This is a genomic window from Arthrobacter sp. Edens01, from assembly GCF_001307035.1.
Classification (GTDB): domain Bacteria; phylum Actinomycetota; class Actinomycetes; order Actinomycetales; family Micrococcaceae; genus Arthrobacter_B.
Map to the genome: position 1 here is coordinate 241,965 of NZ_LKIU01000002.1, position 19,184 is coordinate 261,148.

Below are 19,184 nucleotides of genomic sequence, written 5' to 3' on the forward strand. Positions count from 1 at the left end.
ACAAAGTAAGGCGGCGGTAGAGTTAGCCGAAATGAATGAACAACGGCAGACTCCCCGCCCACCGCTGACCCGAGAACTGGTGCTGCGCCGCGCCGTCGAGCTGGCTGACGCCGGGGGGCTGGCAGCACTGACCATGCGTTCCCTGGCCCAGGCACTTGAGGTCAAGCCGATGTCCCTGTACCACCACGTCGCCGGCAAGGAGGAAATCCTGGACGGCCTGGTGGACGTCGTTTTCGCCGAAGTGGACCTCCCGGCTGACGGCGGGTCATGGCGCACGGTGATGGAACGCCGGGCCGCATCCCTGCGCGGCACCCTGGGCCGCCATCCCTGGGCAATTGGCCTGCTGGAGACCCGGACGGCACCCGGACCCGCAACACTGCAGCACCACGACTCAGTGCTCCGCGTCCTGCGCCGGACGGGTTTCAGTATTGAAGGGGCGGGGCATGCGTATGCCCTGCTGGACAGCTTTATCTATGGCTTTGCACTGCAGGAAGCCGGCCTGCCGGTGGGTACTCCGGACTCCGACCCGGACGTGATGCAGTCAATGGCGCGTTCGTTCTCTCCGTCCGACCTGCCGTACCTAGCCGAGACAGCTATGCACCGCGCGATGCAGCCCGGCTACGCCTTCGGAAACGAGTTCGGCTTCGGTCTGGGGATTATTCTGGACGGGCTGGAGGCTCTCCTGGAACGGGAGCAGAAAACCCCCGCGGAACAAGACGGGCTGATGCCCTCGCCGCGCCGGGCGGATAGTGTGGATTGATGGCAACACCTGACCTCCCGGCCCGCTCCCGCCGCACTGTCCTGCAGGAAGCGCCGCTGTCCTACCGCTTTACAAAGAGCGACGGCGCAGCGTTGGCGTTCTATGTCGGTGCGATGCTGCTGCTGAGCCTGACGCCGGCGGCGCTTGCGGTAACCACCGTGATCACGGACCCGGTAACGGCGTCGTACGCGGTGAACTTCACGTTCTACCTGATCGCCGGAATCCTCGCGTTCATTGCCGCCCGCTCCTACGTGGTGCGTGAAACCCGGATTCTGGCAACCCGGCCGTGGCTGACCCTAGGAGTCATTCCGCTGTCCATCATCGCGATGCTGGTCGCCACCATGATCCTGGTGCTGCTCACCGGACCGCCGGAGACCGCGGTGAACCAGGTGGCGGCCCAGGATTTGATGACCTCGGTGTCACCGTGGCTCATTGTGCCGCTGTTTGTTGTCCTCGCGCCGTTCGTGGAGGAGTACATCTACCGCCACCTCCTGATCGGCAAGCTCTCGCGCCGCTGGAACATCTGGGTGTGCAGCCTGCTGTCCGTGCTTGTCTTCTCCGGCATCCATGTGCTGGGGGAGTCTGAGTTCTCCCTGGCCGTGCTGGTGCCATACCTGGCCATGGGAGCTGTGCTGGTGGGCGTCTACGTCTGGGCGGGCAACAACTTTATGCTCTCCTACTTTGTGCACGCCGCGAAGAATCTGCTGGCCGTTGTCCTCACCTACGCGGTGCCGGCGGAGCTGCTGCAGCAATAACCTAGCTGATGCAGAACTCGTTGCCTTCCGGGTCTGCCATTGTGTACCAGAGGTGTGGACCCTGGCTGGCCTCCCAGAGGAATTTCGCGCCGCGTGCTTCCAGTGCGGCCCTGGTGGCGTTGATGTCATCTCCGGAGAGCCGGATGTCCAGATGAATGCGGTCCTTGACGGTCTTGGGTTCCGGCACGGGCTGGAACAGGATCCGCATCGGGGCGACAGGTGAAACCCGCGGAACCGGCTGCAGGATCGCAGACCCGGCTTTCCACATGCGGACGCCGTTGTGGTCAATGACGTCATCCGGTGTGGCAAAGCCCTTCGCGAGCATTTCGTCGATGAAGTCCTGATTGGTTTCCTCGACCGGCCAGCCGAGGGTTTCCGCCCACCAGTCGGCCTGGTCATGGGCATTTTCGCAGTCGATGCAGATCTGGATGTCGTAAGCCATGGACCAAACCTAGGCCGGTGCGCAGCTGGTGTCGTGGCCCTTGCGGACAATTGCCGTCCGCAAGAGGACTTGCGGAGTACACGCGTCGAATGCGGCCGCGTTACCCGGACGCTCCGGAAGAACCGTCACGTGTTTGACCGTCCCGGCCGGTTCTGCGATTGTTTATAGAACGATTGGTCGGTAAATCCGGCGGCCGCGGAGGCAGTGAAGCCCGGCGGCAGGCTAGCAACTCTTTGGGAGCAGACATGGCTGAGGCTTTTCTCGTTGGTGGAGTGCGGACCCCCGTGGGCCGCTACGGAGGTGCGCTCTCCAGCGTCCGCCCCGATGACCTGGCAGCGCTGACACTGCGCGAACTCGTAGCACGCGAAGGCCTGGACCCCGCCGTCGTTGATGAAGTCATCCTCGGCAACGCCAACGGTGCAGGCGAGGAAAACCGCAACGTGGCCCGCATGGCCGCACTGTTGGCGGGCTTCCCCGAGACCGTTCCCGGCATCACCGTGAACCGGCTCTGCGCCTCCGGACTGTCTGCCATCATCATGGCTTCGCACATGATCAAGGCAGGGGCCGCGGACATCGTGATTGCCGGCGGCACGGAATCGATGAGCCGTGCTCCATGGGTCACTGAAAAGCCCACCAAAGCTTTCGCAAAGCCCGGGGACACCTTCGACACCTCGATCGGCTGGCGCTTCGCCAACGAACGCTTCGTCTCCGGCGACCTGTCCCGCGACGGCAAGATGACCTACTCCATGCCCGAAACGGCAGAAGAACTAGCGTCCACTGACAACATCTCCCGTGAAGACGCCGACGCGTTCGCCGTCCGCTCCCACGAAAACGCCCTGGCCGCCATCGCTGCCGGACGCTTCAAGGACGAAATCGTTCCCGTCACCGTCAAGGGCCGCAAAGGCGACACCGTCGTGGATACCGACGAAGGCCCCCGCGAAGGCACTTCCATGGAGGTCCTGGGCAAGCTGCGCCCGGTCGTGAAGCCCGGCGGCATTGTCACTGCGGGCAACGCCAGCTCCCTGAACGACGGCGCCTCCGCGATCATCATCGCCTCCGAACGTGCCATCAAGAAGTACGGCCTGACCGCACGTGCACGGATTGTCGACGGCGCCTCCGCCGGTGTACCGCCGGAAATCATGGGCATCGGCCCGGTCCCGGCCACGCAGAAGGTCCTCGAGCGCAGCGGTGTCCGCCTGGACCAGATCGGCGCCGTCGAGCTTAATGAAGCCTTCGCCACGCAGTCCCTCGCGTGCATCCGCCGCCTGGGCCTGGACGAGGGCATTGTGAACAACGACGGCGGCGCAATCGCCCTGGGGCACCCGCTCGGTTCCTCCGGCTCCCGCATTGCCATCACCCTGCTGGGCCGGATGGAGCGCGAAGGTGCTTCCCGCGGCATCGCCACCATGTGCGTCGGTGTTGGCCAGGGCACGGCCATGCTGATCGAGGCTGTCTAGTGGCAGGGTTCGACCACTTCACCACGCTTAAGGTCACCGTCGGGGAGGACCGCATCTCTGCTGTCCTGAACCGGCCGGAGGTCCGCAATGCCATTGACCAGGCCATGGTTGATGAACTGCACGAGCTCTGTGCGGCACTTGAAAGCGATCCGAAGGTCCTGATCCTTTCCGGGACCAACGGAGTTTTCGCCTCCGGCGCGGACATCGCCCAGCTGCGCGAACGCCGTCGGGAAGACGCACTGCGCGGCATCAACTCGACCATCTTCCACCGCATCGCCAAGCTGCCCATGCCGGTTATCGCCGCGCTGGACGGCTACGCGCTGGGCGGGGGAGCGGAGCTGGCCTTCGCCGCCGACTTCCGCATTGCCACCCCGACCGTGAAGATCGGCAACCCTGAAACCTCCCTCGGCATCATGGCCGCGGCCGGGGCAACCTGGCGGCTGAAGGAACTCGTCGGGGAACCAATGGCCAAGGAGATCCTGCTGGCCGGCCGCATCCTGAACGCTGAGGAAGCACTCGCAGCCCGCCTGGTCACCGAGGTCCACGAGGCGGAGAACCTGCTGGGCGCTGCCAATGCACTGGCTGACCGGATCGCCAGGCAGGATCCGCTGGCCGTCCGCATTACCAAGTCCGTGTTCCACGCGCCCGCCGAGGCGCACCCCGTGATCGACACCCTCGCCCAGGGCATCCTCTTCGAGTCCGAGGCGAAGTTCGACCGCATGCAGGCATTCCTGGAAAGGAAGAAAAAGAAATGACAGTTCCCTCCAAGGTCGGTGTCCTCGGCGGCGGCCGCATGGGTGCAGGCATTGCCCACGCCTTCTGCACCGCCGGTGCCTCCGTCGTCGTTGTTGAGCGCGACGAACAGGCGGCCAGCGCGGCGTACGAGCGCGTTGCCTCCAACCTGGCCAAGAGCGTTGAGCGCGGCACCACGGACGAGACCCTCGATTCCCTGGTCGCCCGGCTGAGCGTTTCTACGGACTACGCCGACTTTGCCGGCTCCGGTCTGGTCGTCGAAGCCGTGCCTGAAGACTTCGATCTGAAGGCGACCGCGCTGACGGCTGTGGAGGAACAGCTCGACGCCGATGCCTGGCTTGCGTCGAACACCTCCTCGCTGTCAGTTTCCGAGCTGGCGGAGAAGCTCCAGCGCCCGGAGCGCTTCTGCGGCCTGCACTTCTTCAACCCTGTTCCGGCGTCCACCCTGATTGAGGTGGTCCTGGGCAAGCAGACTTCCGAAGAGCTGGCCGAAGCCGCCCGGACCTGGGTGGCAGACCTCGGCAAGACGCCCGTCGTCGTCAATGACGCCCCGGGCTTTGCTAGCTCCCGGCTGGGCGTGGCCATCGCACTCGAGGCCATGCGCATGGTCGAGGAAGGTGTTGCTTCCGCCGAGGATATCGACGCCGCCATGGTCCTGGGCTACAAGCACCCGACCGGTCCGCTGAAGACCACCGACATTGTGGGCCTGGACGTGCGGCTCGGCATCGCCGAGTACCTTGCCTCCACGCTCGGTCCGCGCTTCGAGCCGCCGCAGATCCTGCGGGACAAGGTTGCCCGAGGCGAACTTGGCCGCAAGACCGGCAAGGGCTTCTTCGACTGGAGCTAGTTTGCGCCTGGCAGCAGCTCGCATGCTTCGCCTCTTGAGGGAGCATGCGGGCTGCTGTTCTTAAGCTTTGCGGTGTCTGCGGAACTGGGGCCGTCAGCGCGCGGCGTCAATCCCGGCACGCCATCCCGGAGCGCGCCCGCCGTGCGGCGGGTACAGGGCCCCGGCATCAATGCCTGAGCTCTGGAGCAGCCAGGAGACCAGGGAGTTTGAGTTCCACATATCGCCGTCGGGCATTTTGGCGCCCCACACCATGTCCGGAACTTGAGGCACCCTGGCGCGCAGGGCATCGGCACCGGACGTGGATACGTTGAACACCAGGGGCGGCTCCGGAGCATAGCCAAGGTCCGGAATGACCCCACCGCGCCAGCACCGCACTTCATACCGAAAGAGCTTCAGGCGGCCGAGCACCCGGAGACCGACTGGACCTTCGGCCACCACGCCGCGTTCACCGCTGCCCTGGCCCCACGAAGGCGTCATCTCGATCGCGTAGCTGGAACCGTCGGCCGCGACCTCCAGGGCTGCGTGGAAGAGCGGCTGGGGGCGGCGCCGCTCCCGCACGGAGCGCCAGAGTTCCCACCAGCGGCTGGTGTGGATCACCAGATGTCCGCCGGCGCCAACAGGCAGCCACCACAACCGCACCTGCGCCGTGTCCATGTGCCGCCTCCTTATGGAAACTGTCCGGCCCTCAGCAGGCCGCAGCTAAGCCTTGCCGACCGGCTGCTGCAGCTCGGTCACCCAATCCGCCTGGTCCTCTGACCCGGAGCGCAGGTAGACCTCCCGGCACGGGCCGGAGGGGGTCAGCCCGCGGGCAATGATTTCGGCGTGGACCGCCTGCCAGCTGTCGGCGATGCCGTCCATGGAGCCAAGATGGACCCCGCAGATCGCCATCGGAACGCTGGGCAGTTCCACTGCCTCGACGCCGTCGGGAACCGGATCTGGGCTGGCGAAGCCTGCCGTAATCCGCATGCCGTCCTCACCCATGTCGTACTGCGCCACCGGTACACCTGACGGCGCGCCGGATGGAGACAGCCGGGCGGCGACGCTGTCGAAGAGGGGTCCGACGACGCCGGGGACCTCGGGCTGTTCGGCCACCATTGCCTGGCGGGCAGCGAGGCGGAGCGCCGGAAGGGGTTTTTCAATGATTTCGATCTGGGCCATGTGCTTTTCCTTTTCGATGAGATGGAGCCTGCGCTCCACGTCGATGAGCCGTGCGGCAGCAATCCGTGCCTCCTCTGCGACCTCTGCCCGCCTCAGGCGCAGCAGGGCGGCGATTCGCCCTGAGTCCACGCCGGAGTCGAGCATGGCGGAGATGTCCTCCAGCCCGAAGCCCAGGGAACGCAGTGCGACGATCCGGTGCAGCCGTTCAAGCTGGGCTGGATCGTAGGAACGGTAGCCGCTGAAAACATCCACGTGGGCAGGTACGAGCAGGCCGGAAGTATCCCAGTGCCGAAGCATGCGGTGGGTTACCTGGCCGATCTGCGCGAACGCTCCGATGGATAACATGGTCCAGTTCTCCTGCCTTCCACAGTGTCAGGGTCAAGTATGACTGGCTGGGGCCTGCAGAGGCCGGTTGGGCGTGCGTCCGCCTAGTCTTGGAGGCATGGGTGAGCCGAGGAGCCGGAACGTGGACTGGGAAGGCGCTGCCAATGCCCGGGACCTGGGCGGAATTCCCGCAGCCAACTCGCACATTCAGCCCGGGCGTGTGTACCGGATGGGCCGCTCCGAATGGCTCACCGCCCGCGGCTGGCAGCAGGCATACGACGCCGGTGTGCGGACGGTAGTTGACCTGCGCAACAGTTCCGAGATCGGGCGCCGCGACACGGATCCCGTAGTCCCCCCGTCGGCTGTTACCGGAATCCGGTTCCTGAATCTGCCTACCCAGGAAGCGGACGATCCTGACTTCACCGCGCTGACCGGACCGTACATGAGCTCACCCCGGTTCTACCCGGAGAACCTGCGCCGCTGGCCGGAAAAGTTCGCGGCAATCGCCCGCGCCGTCGCTGATGCGCCGCCCGGCGGCGTCGTACTGCACTGCTCAGCCGGTCGCGACCGTACGGGACTCGTCGCCGCCCTGCTGCTGGACCTGGCCGGCGTGGCGCCGGGGGAGATCGCAGCCGACTACCGCGAAGCGCTGACCGGCATCAACGACTGGCACCGCACCCAGCAGCGGCCACGGGAACGGCCGCTGGACGACTCCGAGCTCGCGGCCCGCGCCGGCTCCGCCGAAGCGGAGCTGCTGGATATGCTGCGGAACTTCGACGCCGCAGCCTACCTGCGCCGGGCCGGTGCCGGTGAGGGAACCCTCGCCCGGCTCCGGTCCCGGCTGCTGCAGGAGGACTTCTAAGCAGACTGGTCCTGCATGGTTATGTCATTGCGCGGAAGCCGGCCCCTGCATGGGAAAACCCTTTCCGTGGTGGCCAAGTAGAAAAAAGAGCTCCTGTTCCGGCCCTCAAAGGCGCCAGGGACCATCAGCGAGGAATACCGGGGGCACCACTGGGGCGTCCCGGGGCTGGCGGCCAGGGCCTCGGCCAGCAGAGGAACGTCGTGGTGCCACATGATCTGCTGCCGTCCATCGAGCACCAGGCAGATCAGGTCCAGTTCCGGGTCGGCGTGGACCTCGACGTCGATCCAGTCGTCGTACTTCATGAGGCGGCCGCCATGGATCCAATGGATCTTGTGGCCGGGGGCAAATGCGGTGCAGCGGGGGTCACTGGAGGGAATCACAGCGTGTCCTTCGAGATGAGTGTCCTTGCCCGCTCCGGTTGGACGCGGGCCGCTTCGTCATCCGAACCACCCGCCGAACATTGGGGTTGGTGCATGGCCAGTCGGAGCTTTTCCACACCCTGCGGGCGCGGAGGCCATGTCTCGTGAAGCACTGATTACGTTAGCAGGCCGCGGGGACACCCGTACATACAGACGGCCCGGGCCTTCTTCCGAACCTCACGGCACGACGGCGGTGCCCGCGTCTGGTGGGCACCGCCGTCGTCTCAGGTGCGTGAACGGTACTGGTCAGAGGCGGCCGCGGCAGGGATGGCCGCCGCCGGGGTGCAGGTCCACATCCGCGGTGATGGCGGCCAGGTAACCCTCGCGGTAGCCGGTGGCATTTGGATGCAGGTCGAACGGGCTGTTTGCGTAGATGATCCACGGAGCGGCTGAGCCGATGCCGTGGCCGGCGAACTCGTCCACCACATCAACATAGGTGGACCTGCGGTCCGGCAGCTGGGCGGCGAGAACTGCGTTCAGTGCGTCTGTTCCGGCGTTGAAAAGCGCTGCGGCGTCAGGACTCAGAAGCCCGGGAACACCGGCCCCGTCAAACAGATGCGGGTATCCGGTCAGGACCAGCTCGGCCCGGGGGGCCAGGGCCCGCAGCTGCCCGAGGGACTGGCGCACCTGGGGTGCGAGGGCTGTTTCCGCGTATTCCTGTGCCGCCGCGAGTGCCGGAGCGCAGGTGGCCGGGAGCTGGGCACCGGCGCAGGCTGCCACGACTTCGCCGAACCGCACATCGTTGCCGCCGATGGTCAGCGTGACCAGGTCGGTGTTCCGGTCGATGCTGCCTGCAGCCTGCAGGGAGGCGATTTGTTCCGGCAGGTCCACGGGGCCTGTGGGCGCTGAGGGAGGGGTGCTGGCCGCCGTCGCGCCGCCGCAGGTGACATCAGCGTCCAGTTCAACCTTGCGGAGTTCATCCAACAGGGCCGGGTAGCCTTCGGCGGTGCGGCCGCAGGCACCGAGGACTGCTCCGCCGCCGAATCCGGCGGCATACGAATCCCCAAGTGCTACGTAATCAACTGTCCTTTTGGGCCCGCGGTCCCACCCATTGTGGGGCCCGTGGTGGCCGCGGTCGCGGTCCGCTCCGGTACCGGCTGCGGTCCAGCCCGGGGGAGCACCTGCCGCGTCCGCCGCGGGTACGGCCAGGGACCCTGCCGTGAGCAGGCATCCTGCGGACAGCAGCGCCGCTGCCCGTCCCCACTTGCGTAACTGGAACATGTTCCTGCCTTCCGCCGTCGTCGTCTGCAGTGCAGTGCCGCGTAACCGCTTACGGTAGCGGCCGCGCACCTGCGGCGGAATACGAAGAGGACGAACGGAGCGGGGAGGAAAAGTATGGGCCGGTCCGCTTTTGGGTGATGTGCCGCAGGGCACTCTCATGTAGGCTGGATTCATTACCGACCGTCCGGTCAGTTATCGGCCTGCGCCGCCGCAGCTGCGGCCAGCGGAACCGGTCCGGACTGGAAAATGAACGTCCAGTATCGAAAGGGTCCGTCAAAGATGACCTCAACCGCCATAGACGTGCAAGTCGTCCCCAGTTTCGTCCAGGACGAATGGTGGACCCCGGAAGGCACCTCGGCCAACCCCGCTGAAGTCCGCGACGCCTCCACGGGCGAGCTGCTGGCACTGGTCAGCACCGACGGCCTGGACACCGCCGCAGCCGTCGAACACGGCCGCACGGTGGGCCACCGCGGCCTCGCCGGCCTCACGTTCCACCAGCGGGCACTGAAGCTGAAGGAACTGGCGCAGTACCTCAACGGACGCCGCCCGGAACTCTACGAGATCTCCGCACGCACCGGCGCCACCAAGATTGACTCCCTGGTGGACATCGACGGCGGCATCGGCGTCCTCTTCACCTTCGGTTCCAAGGGCCGCCGCGAGCTTCCGAACTCCACCGTGGTGATCGACGGCACCGCTGAGGTCCTGTCCAAGGACGGCTCCTTCATTGGCGAGCACATCTACACGTCCATCCCGGGCGTCGCCGTGCAGATCAACGCGTTCAACTTCCCTGTCTGGGGCATGCTGGAAAAGTTCGCCCCTGCCTTCATCGCCGGCGTACCGACGATCGTGAAGCCTGCAACTCCCACCGGCTACCTCACCGAAGCCGCCGTGCGGATGATGATCGAATCCGGCATCCTGCCCGCCGGTTCCCTCCAGCTGATTTCCGGCTCCGCGCGCGACCTGCTGGACCACCTCGACTACCGGGACATGGTCTCCTTCACGGGATCGGCGTCGACCGCCAACAAGCTGAAGAACCACACCAACGTCATCGAAGGCGGCGTCCGTTTCACCAGCGAAACCGACTCGCTGAACGCTTCGATCCTCGGCCCGGACGCTGTTCCCGGTACCCCGGAATTTGATGCGTACGTGAAGTCGCTGGTCACCGAAATGACCGTCAAGGCCGGCCAGAAGTGCACCTCCATCCGCCGCGCCATTGTGCCCAAGGCCTTGGTGAATGATGTCGTTGCTGCCGCCGCCAAGCGCATCGAAGAGCGCGTTGTCCTCGGCGACCCCCGCGCTGAGGGCGTCACCATGGGTGCGCTGGCTTCCGCTGAGCAGCGCGACGGCGTCCGTTCTTCCGTCCAGACGCTCCTGGATGCCGGCGCGAAGATCGCGTTCGGCAGCCTGGAGGCCCCCGAAACCGTGCAGGCTGACGGCAGCCGCGGCGTCGTCGAAGACGGTGCCTTCATGGCGCCGGTGCTGCTCACCTGGGATGACCCCAACGCAGAGGCACTGCACTCGGTTGAGGCCTTCGGCCCGGTTTCCTCCGTGGTCGGCTATGAAGACACCGCCGACGCCGTGCGCCTGGCTGCCCTGGGCGGCGGCTCGCTGGTAGCCACCGTCTGCAGCAACGACCCGTCAACCGTCCGCGAAGTTGTCGCCGGCATCGCCGGCCACCACGGCCGTGTGCACGTCCTGAACCGGGAAACCGCCCGCACCTCCACCGGCCACGGTTCGCCCGTGCCGCACCTGGTCCACGGCGGTCCCGGCCGCGCCGGCGGCGGCGAGGAGCTCGGCGGCATCCGCGCCGTCAAGCACCACATGCAGCGCACCGCCATCCAGGGTTCACCGAACATGCTCACCGCCATTACCGGCGTCTGGCACACCGGCGCAGACCAGTTCTTCGATGAGACCCACCCGTTCCGCAAGGACCTTTCGACGCTGAAGATCGGCGATGCGATGGCCTCGGAACTGCGGGAAGTCACCCTGGAGGACATCACCGCGTTCGCAAACAGCACCGGCGACACGTTCTACGCGCACACCAACCAGGAAGCTGCTGAGGCGAACCCGTTCTTCCCGGGCATCGTGGCGCACGGCTACCTGCTGCTCTCCTGGGGTGCCGGACTGTTCGTGGAGCCTGCTCCGGGACCGGTACTGGCTAACTACGGGCTGGAGAACCTGCGGTTCATCACGCCGGTTGCTGCCGGCGACTCCATCCGGGTCACCCTCACGGCCAAGAAGATCACCCCGCGTGAGACCGACGAGTACGGCGAGGTTGCCTGGGACGCCGTCCTGCACAACCAGAACGACGAGATCGTGGCCACCTACGACGTGCTGACCCTTGTGGAGAAGAAGCGCGCCTAGCCTCCACCTCACCTCACCTCCATCGAGATCGCAGAAACTGCCCGTTAGAAGCTTCTAACGGGCAGTTTCTGTCATCTCGTTTGGGGGGGAAGAAAGGGAACGGGATCAGGGCTTGCCGTGCAGGCCGTCGAACATCATTGAAATAATGTCGTCGGCGAGCTTCTCCGCGCTCAGCGAGCCGCCTGGCTTGTACCACTCAACGATCGAGTTGATCGTTCCGAAAAGCAGGCGGGTAGTGGTCCGGGGATCGATGTCGCTGCGCAGTGACCCTTCGGAGCGGGCGGCGTCTACGAGCTCCGCCACGCGGCGGTCGAACTGGCGGCGGCGCTCCATGGCGTCACGCTCGACTTCAGTGTTGCCGCGCAGCCGCAGGAGCAGGGTGACGAACGGCAGCCGCTCGGTCAGGACTTTGATGGTGCCCCGGAGCACGAACTCGAGCCGGGCGTCGGCCGGACCGGAGGAAGCCTGCGGGTCGTCCAGTATGCCTTCGAGGCCGCCCAGGGCGTTTTCGAGCGCAAGGCGCAGCAGGTCGCCCTTGGACGGAACGTGGTGATAGATCGCGGACTTGGTGATGCCCAGATTCTCCGCGAGGATGCCCATCGACGTCGCTTCGTAGCCGTGACGGTTAAACACGTCAACGGCTATGTTCAGCACGGTCTGCTGGTCATAGCCGGGCCGCCCCCTGCGGGTGCCGTTGGCGCCGGAGGGAGAGGAAGTCGCGGAACTCGTTGGACTAGGCATCTGGATATTTTCGCATGATCGTTCGGTTGGCCGGGACACGTCCCGGCCAACCGAACACTTTCTGCGGCTGTTAGGCCGGCTTGTTTTCCTGCTTGCGCAGGTCGTAGATCCGGCGCAGCTTGCCGCTGGAACGGGCCAGTGAACCGGGCTCCACCACGTGGATGGCGCAGGAGGATCCGATGTGGATCTTGATCTGGCTCTTCAGCTCAGCGGCGGCCTTGACGCACTCGTCAGCCGAAGACTCGGCGCGGCGCTCGATCTTTACGGCCAGCTCGTCCATACGGTCCGGTCGGGTGATTTCGAGCTGGAAGTGCGGGCTGAGGGCTGGGATCCGCAGGGCGATCTCCTCGATCTGGCTCGGGAAGAGGTTCACGCCGCGCAGGATGATCATGTCGTCATTGCGGCCGGTGATGCGGCCCATGCGGCGCATGCCCGGACGTGCCGTGCCGGGCAGCAGACGGGTCAGGTCGTGCGTGCGGTAGCGGATGATCGGCAGTGCTTCCTTGGTCAGGGACGTGAAGACCAGTTCGCCGTGCTCACCGTCGTCCAGGACCTTGGTGTCATCGAACGGATCGATGATCTCCGGACGGAAGTGGTCCTCCCAGATGTGGGCGCCGTCCTTGGTTTCAACGCATTCCCCGGCTACGCCCGGGCCCATGACCTCGGAGAGGCCATAGATGTCGCAGGCGTCGATGTCCATCATCTGCTCAAGCTCATGCCGCATTTCCTCAGTCCACGGCTCGGCGCCCAGGACGGCGTTCTTCAGCGAGGTGGAGCGCGGATCGATCCCGGCGCGCTTCATGGCATCGGCAATGGTCAGCAGATAGGTGGGAGTAGCCAGGATGGTGTCCGGCTGGAAGTCCTGGATCAGCTGGATCTGCCGTTCGGTCTGGCCGCCGGACATCGGAATGACCGTGCAGCCCAGCTTCTCGGCGCCGAAGTGGGCGCCCAGGCCGCCGGTGAAGAGGCCGTAGCCGTAGGCGTTGTGGACCTTGTAGTTGGACTTCACTCCGGAGGCACGCAGTGAGCGGGCCACCAGGGTGCCCCAGCGGTCAAGGTCGCCCTTGGTGTAGCCGACGACGGTCGGACGGCCGGTGGTCCCGGAGGATGCGTGGATGCGGGACACCTCGTCCATCGGCACAGCGAACATGCCAAACGGGTAGCTCTGGCGCAGGTCTTCCTTGGTCGTGTACGGGAACTTGGCCAGATCCGAGAGTTCCTTGAGATCGTCCGGGTGGACACCGGCGTCGTCGAATTTCTTCGTGTACAGCGGCACGCGGTCATAGGCGTAGCGGACCGTCTCCTTGAGGCGGGTGAGCTGCAGGGCCTCGATCTGATCCCGGCTCATGAGCTCCTCGGCGTCGAGGGTGGCGGGATCTGCTGCGGTGGCCTTGATTGCGGAGGCGGTATTCATTGCGTAGAACCTTTGGGAGAGGGGTAGGGCTTGATTGTGCAGTGTTGGGAAAGAAAGTGGAAGTGCGTAACCCGGTGCGGGCGGAAGGGCCGGTTCAGGACCGGCGGGCCGGATTCGGAATGGTGCGTGAGCGGCCCCTGAATTCAGCAACGACGCGCGTCGCGCCGTCCGGAGACTCGGCGGTGACTTCGATGTCGTACACGCCGCTGCGGCCTGCCGCTGCACGGCGGCTGGCTTCGGCCCGAAGCTTATCGCCGGAACGGGCTGAAGAGATGAAGTTGATGTCGGCTCCGGAAGCCACGGTGATGGTCTCCATGTTTGCCAGCGAGTCTGCGCCGGCCGGATTGCACGCAAGGGCAAATGCGGTGTCCGCGAAGGCGAAAACCATGCCGCCGTGCGCGATCGAAAACCCGTTCAGCATCTCCGGACGCAGATCCATGGTGATGACTGCCTCGCCGTCAGCGAGGTGCTCTACCTTAATTCCGAGCCATTCCGAAGTGGCATCGTGTTCCAGGATGGGATGCGCGGGGTTCGTTTCGCGAACCGGTGCGGTGACGCCGTAGTCAGCCATGGATGCCCTCACTTTTTTCTTTACCGAATGTTCATTAGGTAATCCTGTGAGCGTTATCACTGTCAAGTTGAAGCAGTCTCATGCGGGTGTGTGACACCGGGGGCCGGCCGTAATACTTGGCGTTCCCAGCCCCCGCAAAGGCTCATGGTCTAACCTGACAAAGTGATGTTTGCCACAGCCGCACCGGGAGTGCTGCAGCCCAAGTCCTCGCTCTTACCCGAATGGCTGGATCCCCAGGTCTTCCTCTCCGACCCCGCCGTGGGCCCCTGGGTAGTCCTGCTGATCTGCGGAATCGTCTTCGTGGAAACGGGCCTGCTCATCGGGTTTTTCCTCCCCGGGGATTCCCTGCTCTTCACCGCAGGTCTCCTGGTAGCCACAGGTGCCATGCAGATCAACATTTGGGTGCTGATCCTGCTGATTGCCCTCTGCGCTTTCGCCGGTGACCAGCTGGGCTACTACATAGGCCGCAAGGCGGGACCCGTGGTCTTCAACAGACCCGAATCCAGGTTCTTCCACCAGGACAACGTTCGCCGGGCCGAGGCATTCTTTGCCAGGCACGGTGGCAAAGCAGTGGTCCTCGCCCGCTTCATCCCGGTGATCCGGACCTTCACGCCGGTAGTCGCCGGCGTCGGCCGGATGCATTACGCAACCTTTATCGCCTACAACGCCATCGGCGGGGCCTTCTGGGCGCTGAGCGTCACGCTGCTGGGGTACATTCTGGGCGACCGCGTGCCGTTCGTACGGGACAACCTGGACCTGATCTTCCTCGGTGTTATCGCCTTGACGCTGATCTTTGTGGTTGCAGGGCTGTTCCGCCCGGGCAAGCGGCAGCGCGCTGCGGGCAAAGGCCCCGCAGGGAAGGAAGCAGGGAAGGAAGCAGGGAAGGAAGCGCGTCCGCGGATCCGTCCAGTGCCGCGGCCCCGCCCGAGAGCGCCGGAGGCCGGCGGGATCGACTAGCCGGACCTGCCCGGACCAGACATACCGGAAGCCGGGTACCCCGCGGGGTACCCGGCTTCCTGCGTCTCCTGAGAGTTACCGGGCCGCAGCCGGAGAAACCACTCCAGGCAGCAGGTCCCGGGCGCCCAGCGCCGAGAGTACAAAGGCATAGTCCCAGGCGCGGTCCTTCCAGGCTTCGTAACGGCCGGATGCGCCGCCGTGGCCGCCGTCCATCTCGATTTTCATCACGATCGGCTCGGAACCGGTGGTGGTTTCGCGCAGCTTCGCGACCCACTTGGCCGGTTCTACGTAAAGCACCCGGGTGTCGTTGAAACTGGTCACCGCTGCTATGCGCGGGTAGTCCACGGCGCGGATGTTCTCATACGGGCTGTACTCGCTCATGTAGCGGTAAACCTCGGGATCGGTGATCGGATTGCCCCACTCCTCCCACTCCAGAGCTGAAAGCGGCAGGTCGGGATCCAGGATGGAGGTCAGTGCATCAACGAACGGTACCTGGGCCAGGATCGCCCGGTACTTTTCCGGTGCCAGGTTCGCGACGGCGCCCATCAGCAGTCCGCCCGCGGAGCCGCCCATGGCCGCGATCCGCTCCGGGTCCACCCATCCTGAGGCAGCCATGTGGTCGGTCGCTGCCACGAAGTCGGTGAACGTGTTCTTTTTGTTCAGCTTCTTGCCCTGGTCGTACCAGGCGCGGCCCATCTCGCCGCCGCCGCGGATGTGCGCCACCACAAAGACGACGCCGCGGTCCAGGAGGGAGAGCCGGGCAATGTTAAACGCCGGGTCCATGGAGATTTCGTAGCTGCCGTACGCGTAGACCAGTGCGGGGTTGGAACCGTCCTGTGCCACTTCCCGGCGGCGGAGCACCGAGAGCGGGATGCGGGTGCCGTCCGCCGCCGTCGCCCAGTCCCGCTCGGCAACGTAGTCGGAGCGGTTGTACCCGCCGCGGACGGGGGTTTCCTTCCGCAGCTCCAGCTCGCCCGTGGCCAGCACATAGTCATAGACGCGCGGGGGAGTGAGGTAGGACGTGTAGCTGAGCCGGATGATCGGGGAGTCGTATTCAGCGTTGGTCAGGCCTGCCGTGTAAAGCTGCTCATCGAACGCGGGCTCGGCCGGCGCCTGCTGCTCCACAGTGCCAATCCCGGCCAGCGGCAGGATCTGCACCCGCTCCGTGGTGTCCTTGCGGACCGAAACCAGGACGTGCGTGGAGGTGACGGATACCCCGTTGACCCGGACGGCGTCGTCGTGGGCCACCACGGTGTGCCACTGCTGCTCCTGCAGCGGCTTGGCGAACTCCGGCTCCGCGACCAGGGAGACCATCGAGTTCAGTGCGTCCTTGTTGTGAGTGATCAGGTACTGGCGCACACCGTCCCCGGTAAACGGTTCGACTTCGTACAGGATCCGCTCGCTGCGCGGGATCAGGGTACGCACGGTATCCGACGGATCATCGAAGTCCAGGACACGGTATTCGCTGTACTCGGAACAGCTGATGCCGATCAGGAGCTGCCTGCGGTCGGCGGAAAGGTCGAAGCCTGTCCACATGGCGACGTCGTCCTCCTGGTAGATCACGGCGTCTTGGCTGACATCCGTGCCCAGGGTGTGAGCCTTGATCTGGTAGGGGCGCCACGAATCGTCTACGACGGTGTAGAACACCCGGGTTCCGTCCGGGGAGAAAGCGAGGGAGTAGAAGACGTTGGAAACGACGTCGGGCAGCAGCTCACCGGTGCGCAGGTCCTTGATGCGAAGGGTGAACCGCTCATCTCCTGCGTTGTCCTCGCAGTACGCCAGCAGGTTGCCGTCCTCGGTGACGGCCAGGCCGCCGAGCGCGAAGAAGGGCTTGCCCTCAGCTTCGGCATTGCCGTCAATGAGGATCTGCTCTCCGGGGACCGGAACGCCGGGTTCGACGACGGGCGGTGTCCAGTCCGCGTGCAGATCACCGGTGTCCTGGGCTGCAGTGCGGCAGTGGATCGCGTACTGCTGGCCTTCCTCGGTGCGGGTGTAGTACCACCAGCCTCGCTTGCGGGCAGGAACGGAAAGATCCGTTTCAACGGTGCGGGCCTTGATCTCGTCGAAGATCTGCTGCCTCAGCGGTTCCTGATCCGCAGTGACGGCCTCGGTGTAGGCATTCTCCGCATTGAGATGCTCAACGACCTCGGGATTTTCCTTCTCCCTCAGCCACTCATAGTCGTCGGTAAACGTTTCACCGTGATGGGTGCGCTCGACGGGGACTTTTTTGGCAGCCGGGGGAACAGGTGTAGTCATGGTCCCGAATATATCGAGCCGGACCGGCGGCGGCGACGGGCCGCGCCCCTTTATGCTTCGGGCGGAGCGGGCAGCGCCCAGGATCCCCGGCGCGGGTGGGCTAGCGTCCCAGCAGGATCCAGGCGCTGAACATTCCGGCAGCGGCAAAGAACACCCAGTTCGCCAAGACAAGGATAAGAGTGTGCGCGAAGGGCCGGGGGCCGGTGCTGGGCACCACGGTCACGGGATCTTCGGTGGCCGGTCCGCGGCGGAACTGGGACCACAGCGACGTGGCCAGCAGCAGGCCGCCGCCGGCCAGGGCTACCGGAACGGCCGGAAGGGTTAACAGGACTGTGCTGCCCGCGGTCCAGTACAGGAGGATGTGAGCCAGGACGACGCCGGCCAGGACGGCCAGCGGGCGGCCGGGCTTTCCCGCGAGGGCCGCGGGCAGATACCGGGGTGCGGCACCGGCAGCGAGAAGCAGGGTCAGGACTACGGCGAGACCGCTTGCGGTGATCTTCAGGATGCCGCCGCTTGAGGCAACGGCGGCGGCAACGGCGCAGAAGCCGAGGAGTCCCAGCAGGATTGGTACCAGCAGGTGGGCGGCCAGGGCGGGGGCGCTGCCGTTCCTGAACCCCTCCGGCACACGGACGCGCTCCGGCGTTCCCCTGCTGGCCATACGTTTCCTCCTGGATGCGGCTGTCCCTTCAAAGGTATCCGGTGTCAGCGTGGCCGCCTGACACCGCTACGGGCATGGGGCGGTGTGTCCAGGGCGGCCGCAAAGAACCCGCTCCGCCTTGACGTGCCATCGCTCACACGCATATCCTGAACGAACGGTCGGTAATTATTGGCCGAACGACTTCCGCGGAGCTGTCCGCGGCCACGTGGAAAACAGTGAGGTGACATCTATGGCTACGCAGGCAGACACAGAGCGTGACTTGTACGCCGTCCCGGCCCAGCAGGACGATGACGCAGCCGGGCAGGCAGCATTCGACGCGATCATTGCCGACGACTCGCGGATCGAGCCCCGCGACTGGATGCCGGAAGGCTACCGGAAGACCCTGGTCCGCCAGGTCTCCCAGCACGCGCACTCCGAGATCATCGGCATGCAGCCTGAAGCCAACTGGATCACCCGTGCCCCCTCACTGAAGCGCAAGGCCATCCTCCTGGCCAAGGTCCAGGACGAAGCCGGCCACGGCCTCTACCTCTACTCGGCCGCCGAGACCCTCGGAACGCCGCGGGACAAGATGACCGAAGACCTCATCGCCGGCAAGGCCCGCTACTCAAGTATCTTCAACTACCCCACCCGCAGCTGGGCAGATATGGGCGCCATTGGCTGGCTCGTTGACGGCGCCGCCATCTGCAACCAGGTCCCGCTCTGCCGCGCCTCCTACGGACCCTACGGCCGTGCCATGGTCCGTATCTGCAAGGAAGAATCCTTCCACCAGCGCCAGGGATTCGAGATCCTGCTCGAGCTGGCCAACGGCACCGAGGCGCAGAAGCAGATGGCCCAGGACGCCATCAACCGCTGGTACGCCCCGGCCCTGATGATGTTCGGCCCGCCGGATGATGATTCCCCCAACTCCCGCCAGTCAATGGCCTGGAACATCAAGCGCTTCTCCAACGACGAGCTGCGCCAGCGCTTCGTCGGCATGATCTACGAGCAGGTCAAGGTCCTTGGCCTGACCCTCCCCGATGACCAGATCCGGTTCAACGAAGAAACCGGCAAATGGGAGCACGGACCGCTGGACTGGAACGAGTTCAAGGAAGTCCTTGCAGGACGCGGCCCGTGCAACTCGCAGCGGCTGGCCCGCCGCCGCGAAGCACACGAAGACGGCGCCTGGGTGCGCGAAGCAGCAGCTGCGTACGCGGCAAAGCAGGCACGAAAGACAGAGGTGGCATAA

19 protein-coding genes and 1 riboswitch are annotated in these 19,184 nt (G+C 65.4%); of the genes, 9 read left to right on the top strand and 10 right to left on the bottom strand.

What is annotated here, in order from left to right:
• Window positions 1–31 precede the first annotated feature (31 nt).
• Window positions 32–760, top strand: a complete 729-nt coding sequence (locus AO716_RS01500; protein WP_082413239.1) for a TetR/AcrR family transcriptional regulator — start codon at window positions 32–34, stop codon at window positions 758–760.
• The gene (locus AO716_RS01505) at window positions 760–1,515 is read left to right on the top strand and encodes a CPBP family intramembrane glutamic endopeptidase (protein ID WP_082413240.1); all 756 of its coding nucleotides are present in this window, start codon (window positions 760–762) and stop codon (window positions 1,513–1,515) included. Before AO716_RS01500 ends, AO716_RS01505 begins: the two co-directional genes overlap by 1 nt.
• 1 nt (window position 1,516) lies before the next feature.
• Here AO716_RS01505 and AO716_RS01510 read toward each other — a convergent pair whose 3' ends face one another.
• Complete coding sequence (locus tag AO716_RS01510) at window positions 1,517–1,957, bottom strand: VOC family protein (protein ID WP_055239189.1); 441 nt, start codon at window positions 1,955–1,957, stop codon at window positions 1,517–1,519.
• 245 nt (window positions 1,958–2,202) lie between these two features.
• Between AO716_RS01510 and AO716_RS01515 the strand changes: the two genes are divergently transcribed.
• The 3 genes from AO716_RS01515 to AO716_RS01525 are packed head-to-tail and all read left to right on the top strand — an operon-like array spanning window position 2,203 to window position 5,014.
• Entirely contained in the window at window positions 2,203–3,414 is a 1,212-nt protein-coding gene (locus AO716_RS01515) for a thiolase family protein (protein WP_055239190.1), read from the top strand.
• Window positions 3,414–4,169 carry an enoyl-CoA hydratase/isomerase family protein gene (locus tag AO716_RS01520; protein ID WP_055239191.1) on the top strand — a complete coding sequence of 252 codons (756 nt, stop codon included), beginning with the start codon at window positions 3,414–3,416 and terminating at the stop codon, window positions 4,167–4,169. Before AO716_RS01515 ends, AO716_RS01520 begins: the two co-directional genes overlap by 1 nt.
• Window positions 4,166–5,014 carry a 3-hydroxyacyl-CoA dehydrogenase family protein gene (locus AO716_RS01525; protein WP_055239192.1) on the top strand — a complete coding sequence of 283 codons (849 nt, stop codon included), beginning with the start codon at window positions 4,166–4,168 and terminating at the stop codon, window positions 5,012–5,014. Before AO716_RS01520 ends, AO716_RS01525 begins: the two co-directional genes overlap by 4 nt.
• A gap of 93 nt (window positions 5,015–5,107) precedes the next feature.
• Here AO716_RS01525 and AO716_RS01530 read toward each other — a convergent pair whose 3' ends face one another.
• Together AO716_RS01530 and AO716_RS01535 are read right to left on the bottom strand one after the other, a co-directional pair.
• Window positions 5,108–5,668: a hypothetical protein gene (locus tag AO716_RS01530; RefSeq protein ID WP_055239193.1), complete on the bottom strand. Its 561-nt coding sequence runs from the start codon at window positions 5,666–5,668 to the stop codon at window positions 5,108–5,110.
• A 45-nt stretch (window positions 5,669–5,713) separates the two neighbouring features.
• Window positions 5,714–6,517 (bottom strand): MerR family transcriptional regulator, encoded by an 804-nt coding sequence (locus AO716_RS01535; protein WP_055239194.1) that lies wholly within the window; start codon window positions 6,515–6,517, stop codon window positions 5,714–5,716.
• Between the two features lie 97 nt (window positions 6,518–6,614).
• Between AO716_RS01535 and AO716_RS01540 the strand changes: the two genes are divergently transcribed.
• Window positions 6,615–7,358: a tyrosine-protein phosphatase gene (locus tag AO716_RS01540; protein ID WP_082413241.1), complete on the top strand. Its 744-nt coding sequence runs from the start codon at window positions 6,615–6,617 to the stop codon at window positions 7,356–7,358.
• On the opposite strand, the gene AO716_RS01545 is transcribed toward AO716_RS01540, so the two are convergent.
• Both AO716_RS01545 and AO716_RS01550 read right to left on the bottom strand, forming a co-directional pair.
• Window positions 7,355–7,738 carry a hypothetical protein gene (locus tag AO716_RS01545; RefSeq protein WP_055239195.1) on the bottom strand — a complete coding sequence of 128 codons (384 nt, stop codon included), beginning with the start codon at window positions 7,736–7,738 and terminating at the stop codon, window positions 7,355–7,357. The genes AO716_RS01540 and AO716_RS01545 overlap by 4 nt on opposite strands.
• Before the next feature lie 16 nt (window positions 7,739–7,754).
• Window positions 7,755–7,887, bottom strand: a riboswitch (SAM riboswitch).
• Between the two features lie 136 nt (window positions 7,888–8,023).
• Entirely contained in the window at window positions 8,024–8,998 is a 975-nt protein-coding gene (locus AO716_RS01550) for an SGNH/GDSL hydrolase family protein (RefSeq protein WP_055239196.1), read from the bottom strand.
• A 279-nt stretch (window positions 8,999–9,277) separates the two neighbouring features.
• Between AO716_RS01550 and paaZ the strand changes: the two genes are divergently transcribed.
• Complete coding sequence (gene paaZ / locus AO716_RS01555; protein WP_055239197.1) at window positions 9,278–11,362, top strand: phenylacetic acid degradation bifunctional protein PaaZ; 2,085 nt, start codon at window positions 9,278–9,280, stop codon at window positions 11,360–11,362.
• 105 nt (window positions 11,363–11,467) lie between these two features.
• Here paaZ and AO716_RS01560 read toward each other — a convergent pair whose 3' ends face one another.
• The 3 genes from AO716_RS01560 to AO716_RS01570 form a co-directional block, all read right to left on the bottom strand.
• Window positions 11,468–12,103 carry a TetR/AcrR family transcriptional regulator gene (locus AO716_RS01560; RefSeq protein ID WP_055239198.1) on the bottom strand — a complete coding sequence of 212 codons (636 nt, stop codon included), beginning with the start codon at window positions 12,101–12,103 and terminating at the stop codon, window positions 11,468–11,470.
• Between the two features lie 70 nt (window positions 12,104–12,173).
• Window positions 12,174–13,517, bottom strand: a complete 1,344-nt coding sequence (gene paaK / locus AO716_RS01565) for a phenylacetate--CoA ligase PaaK (protein ID WP_055239199.1) — start codon at window positions 13,515–13,517, stop codon at window positions 12,174–12,176.
• A 94-nt stretch (window positions 13,518–13,611) separates the two neighbouring features.
• A complete protein-coding gene (locus tag AO716_RS01570) occupies window positions 13,612–14,088 on the bottom strand; it encodes a hotdog fold thioesterase (protein ID WP_055239200.1) in 477 nt (158 codons plus the stop codon).
• Between the two features lie 165 nt (window positions 14,089–14,253).
• Between AO716_RS01570 and AO716_RS01575 the strand changes: the two genes are divergently transcribed.
• The gene (locus tag AO716_RS01575; protein WP_055239201.1) at window positions 14,254–15,045 is read left to right on the top strand and encodes a DedA family protein; all 792 of its coding nucleotides are present in this window, start codon (window positions 14,254–14,256) and stop codon (window positions 15,043–15,045) included.
• 75 nt (window positions 15,046–15,120) lie between these two features.
• On the opposite strand, the gene AO716_RS01580 is transcribed toward AO716_RS01575, so the two are convergent.
• Window positions 15,121–17,301: a S9 family peptidase gene (locus AO716_RS01580; RefSeq protein WP_055239202.1), complete on the bottom strand. Its 2,181-nt coding sequence runs from the start codon at window positions 17,299–17,301 to the stop codon at window positions 15,121–15,123.
• 100 nt (window positions 17,302–17,401) lie between these two features.
• Window positions 17,402–17,959: a hypothetical protein gene (locus AO716_RS01585; protein ID WP_055239203.1), complete on the bottom strand. Its 558-nt coding sequence runs from the start codon at window positions 17,957–17,959 to the stop codon at window positions 17,402–17,404.
• 229 nt (window positions 17,960–18,188) lie between these two features.
• Between AO716_RS01585 and paaA the strand changes: the two genes are divergently transcribed.
• Window positions 18,189–19,184, top strand: coding sequence for a 1,2-phenylacetyl-CoA epoxidase subunit PaaA (paaA, locus tag AO716_RS01590; protein ID WP_055239204.1), 996 nt, complete (start codon window positions 18,189–18,191; stop codon window positions 19,182–19,184).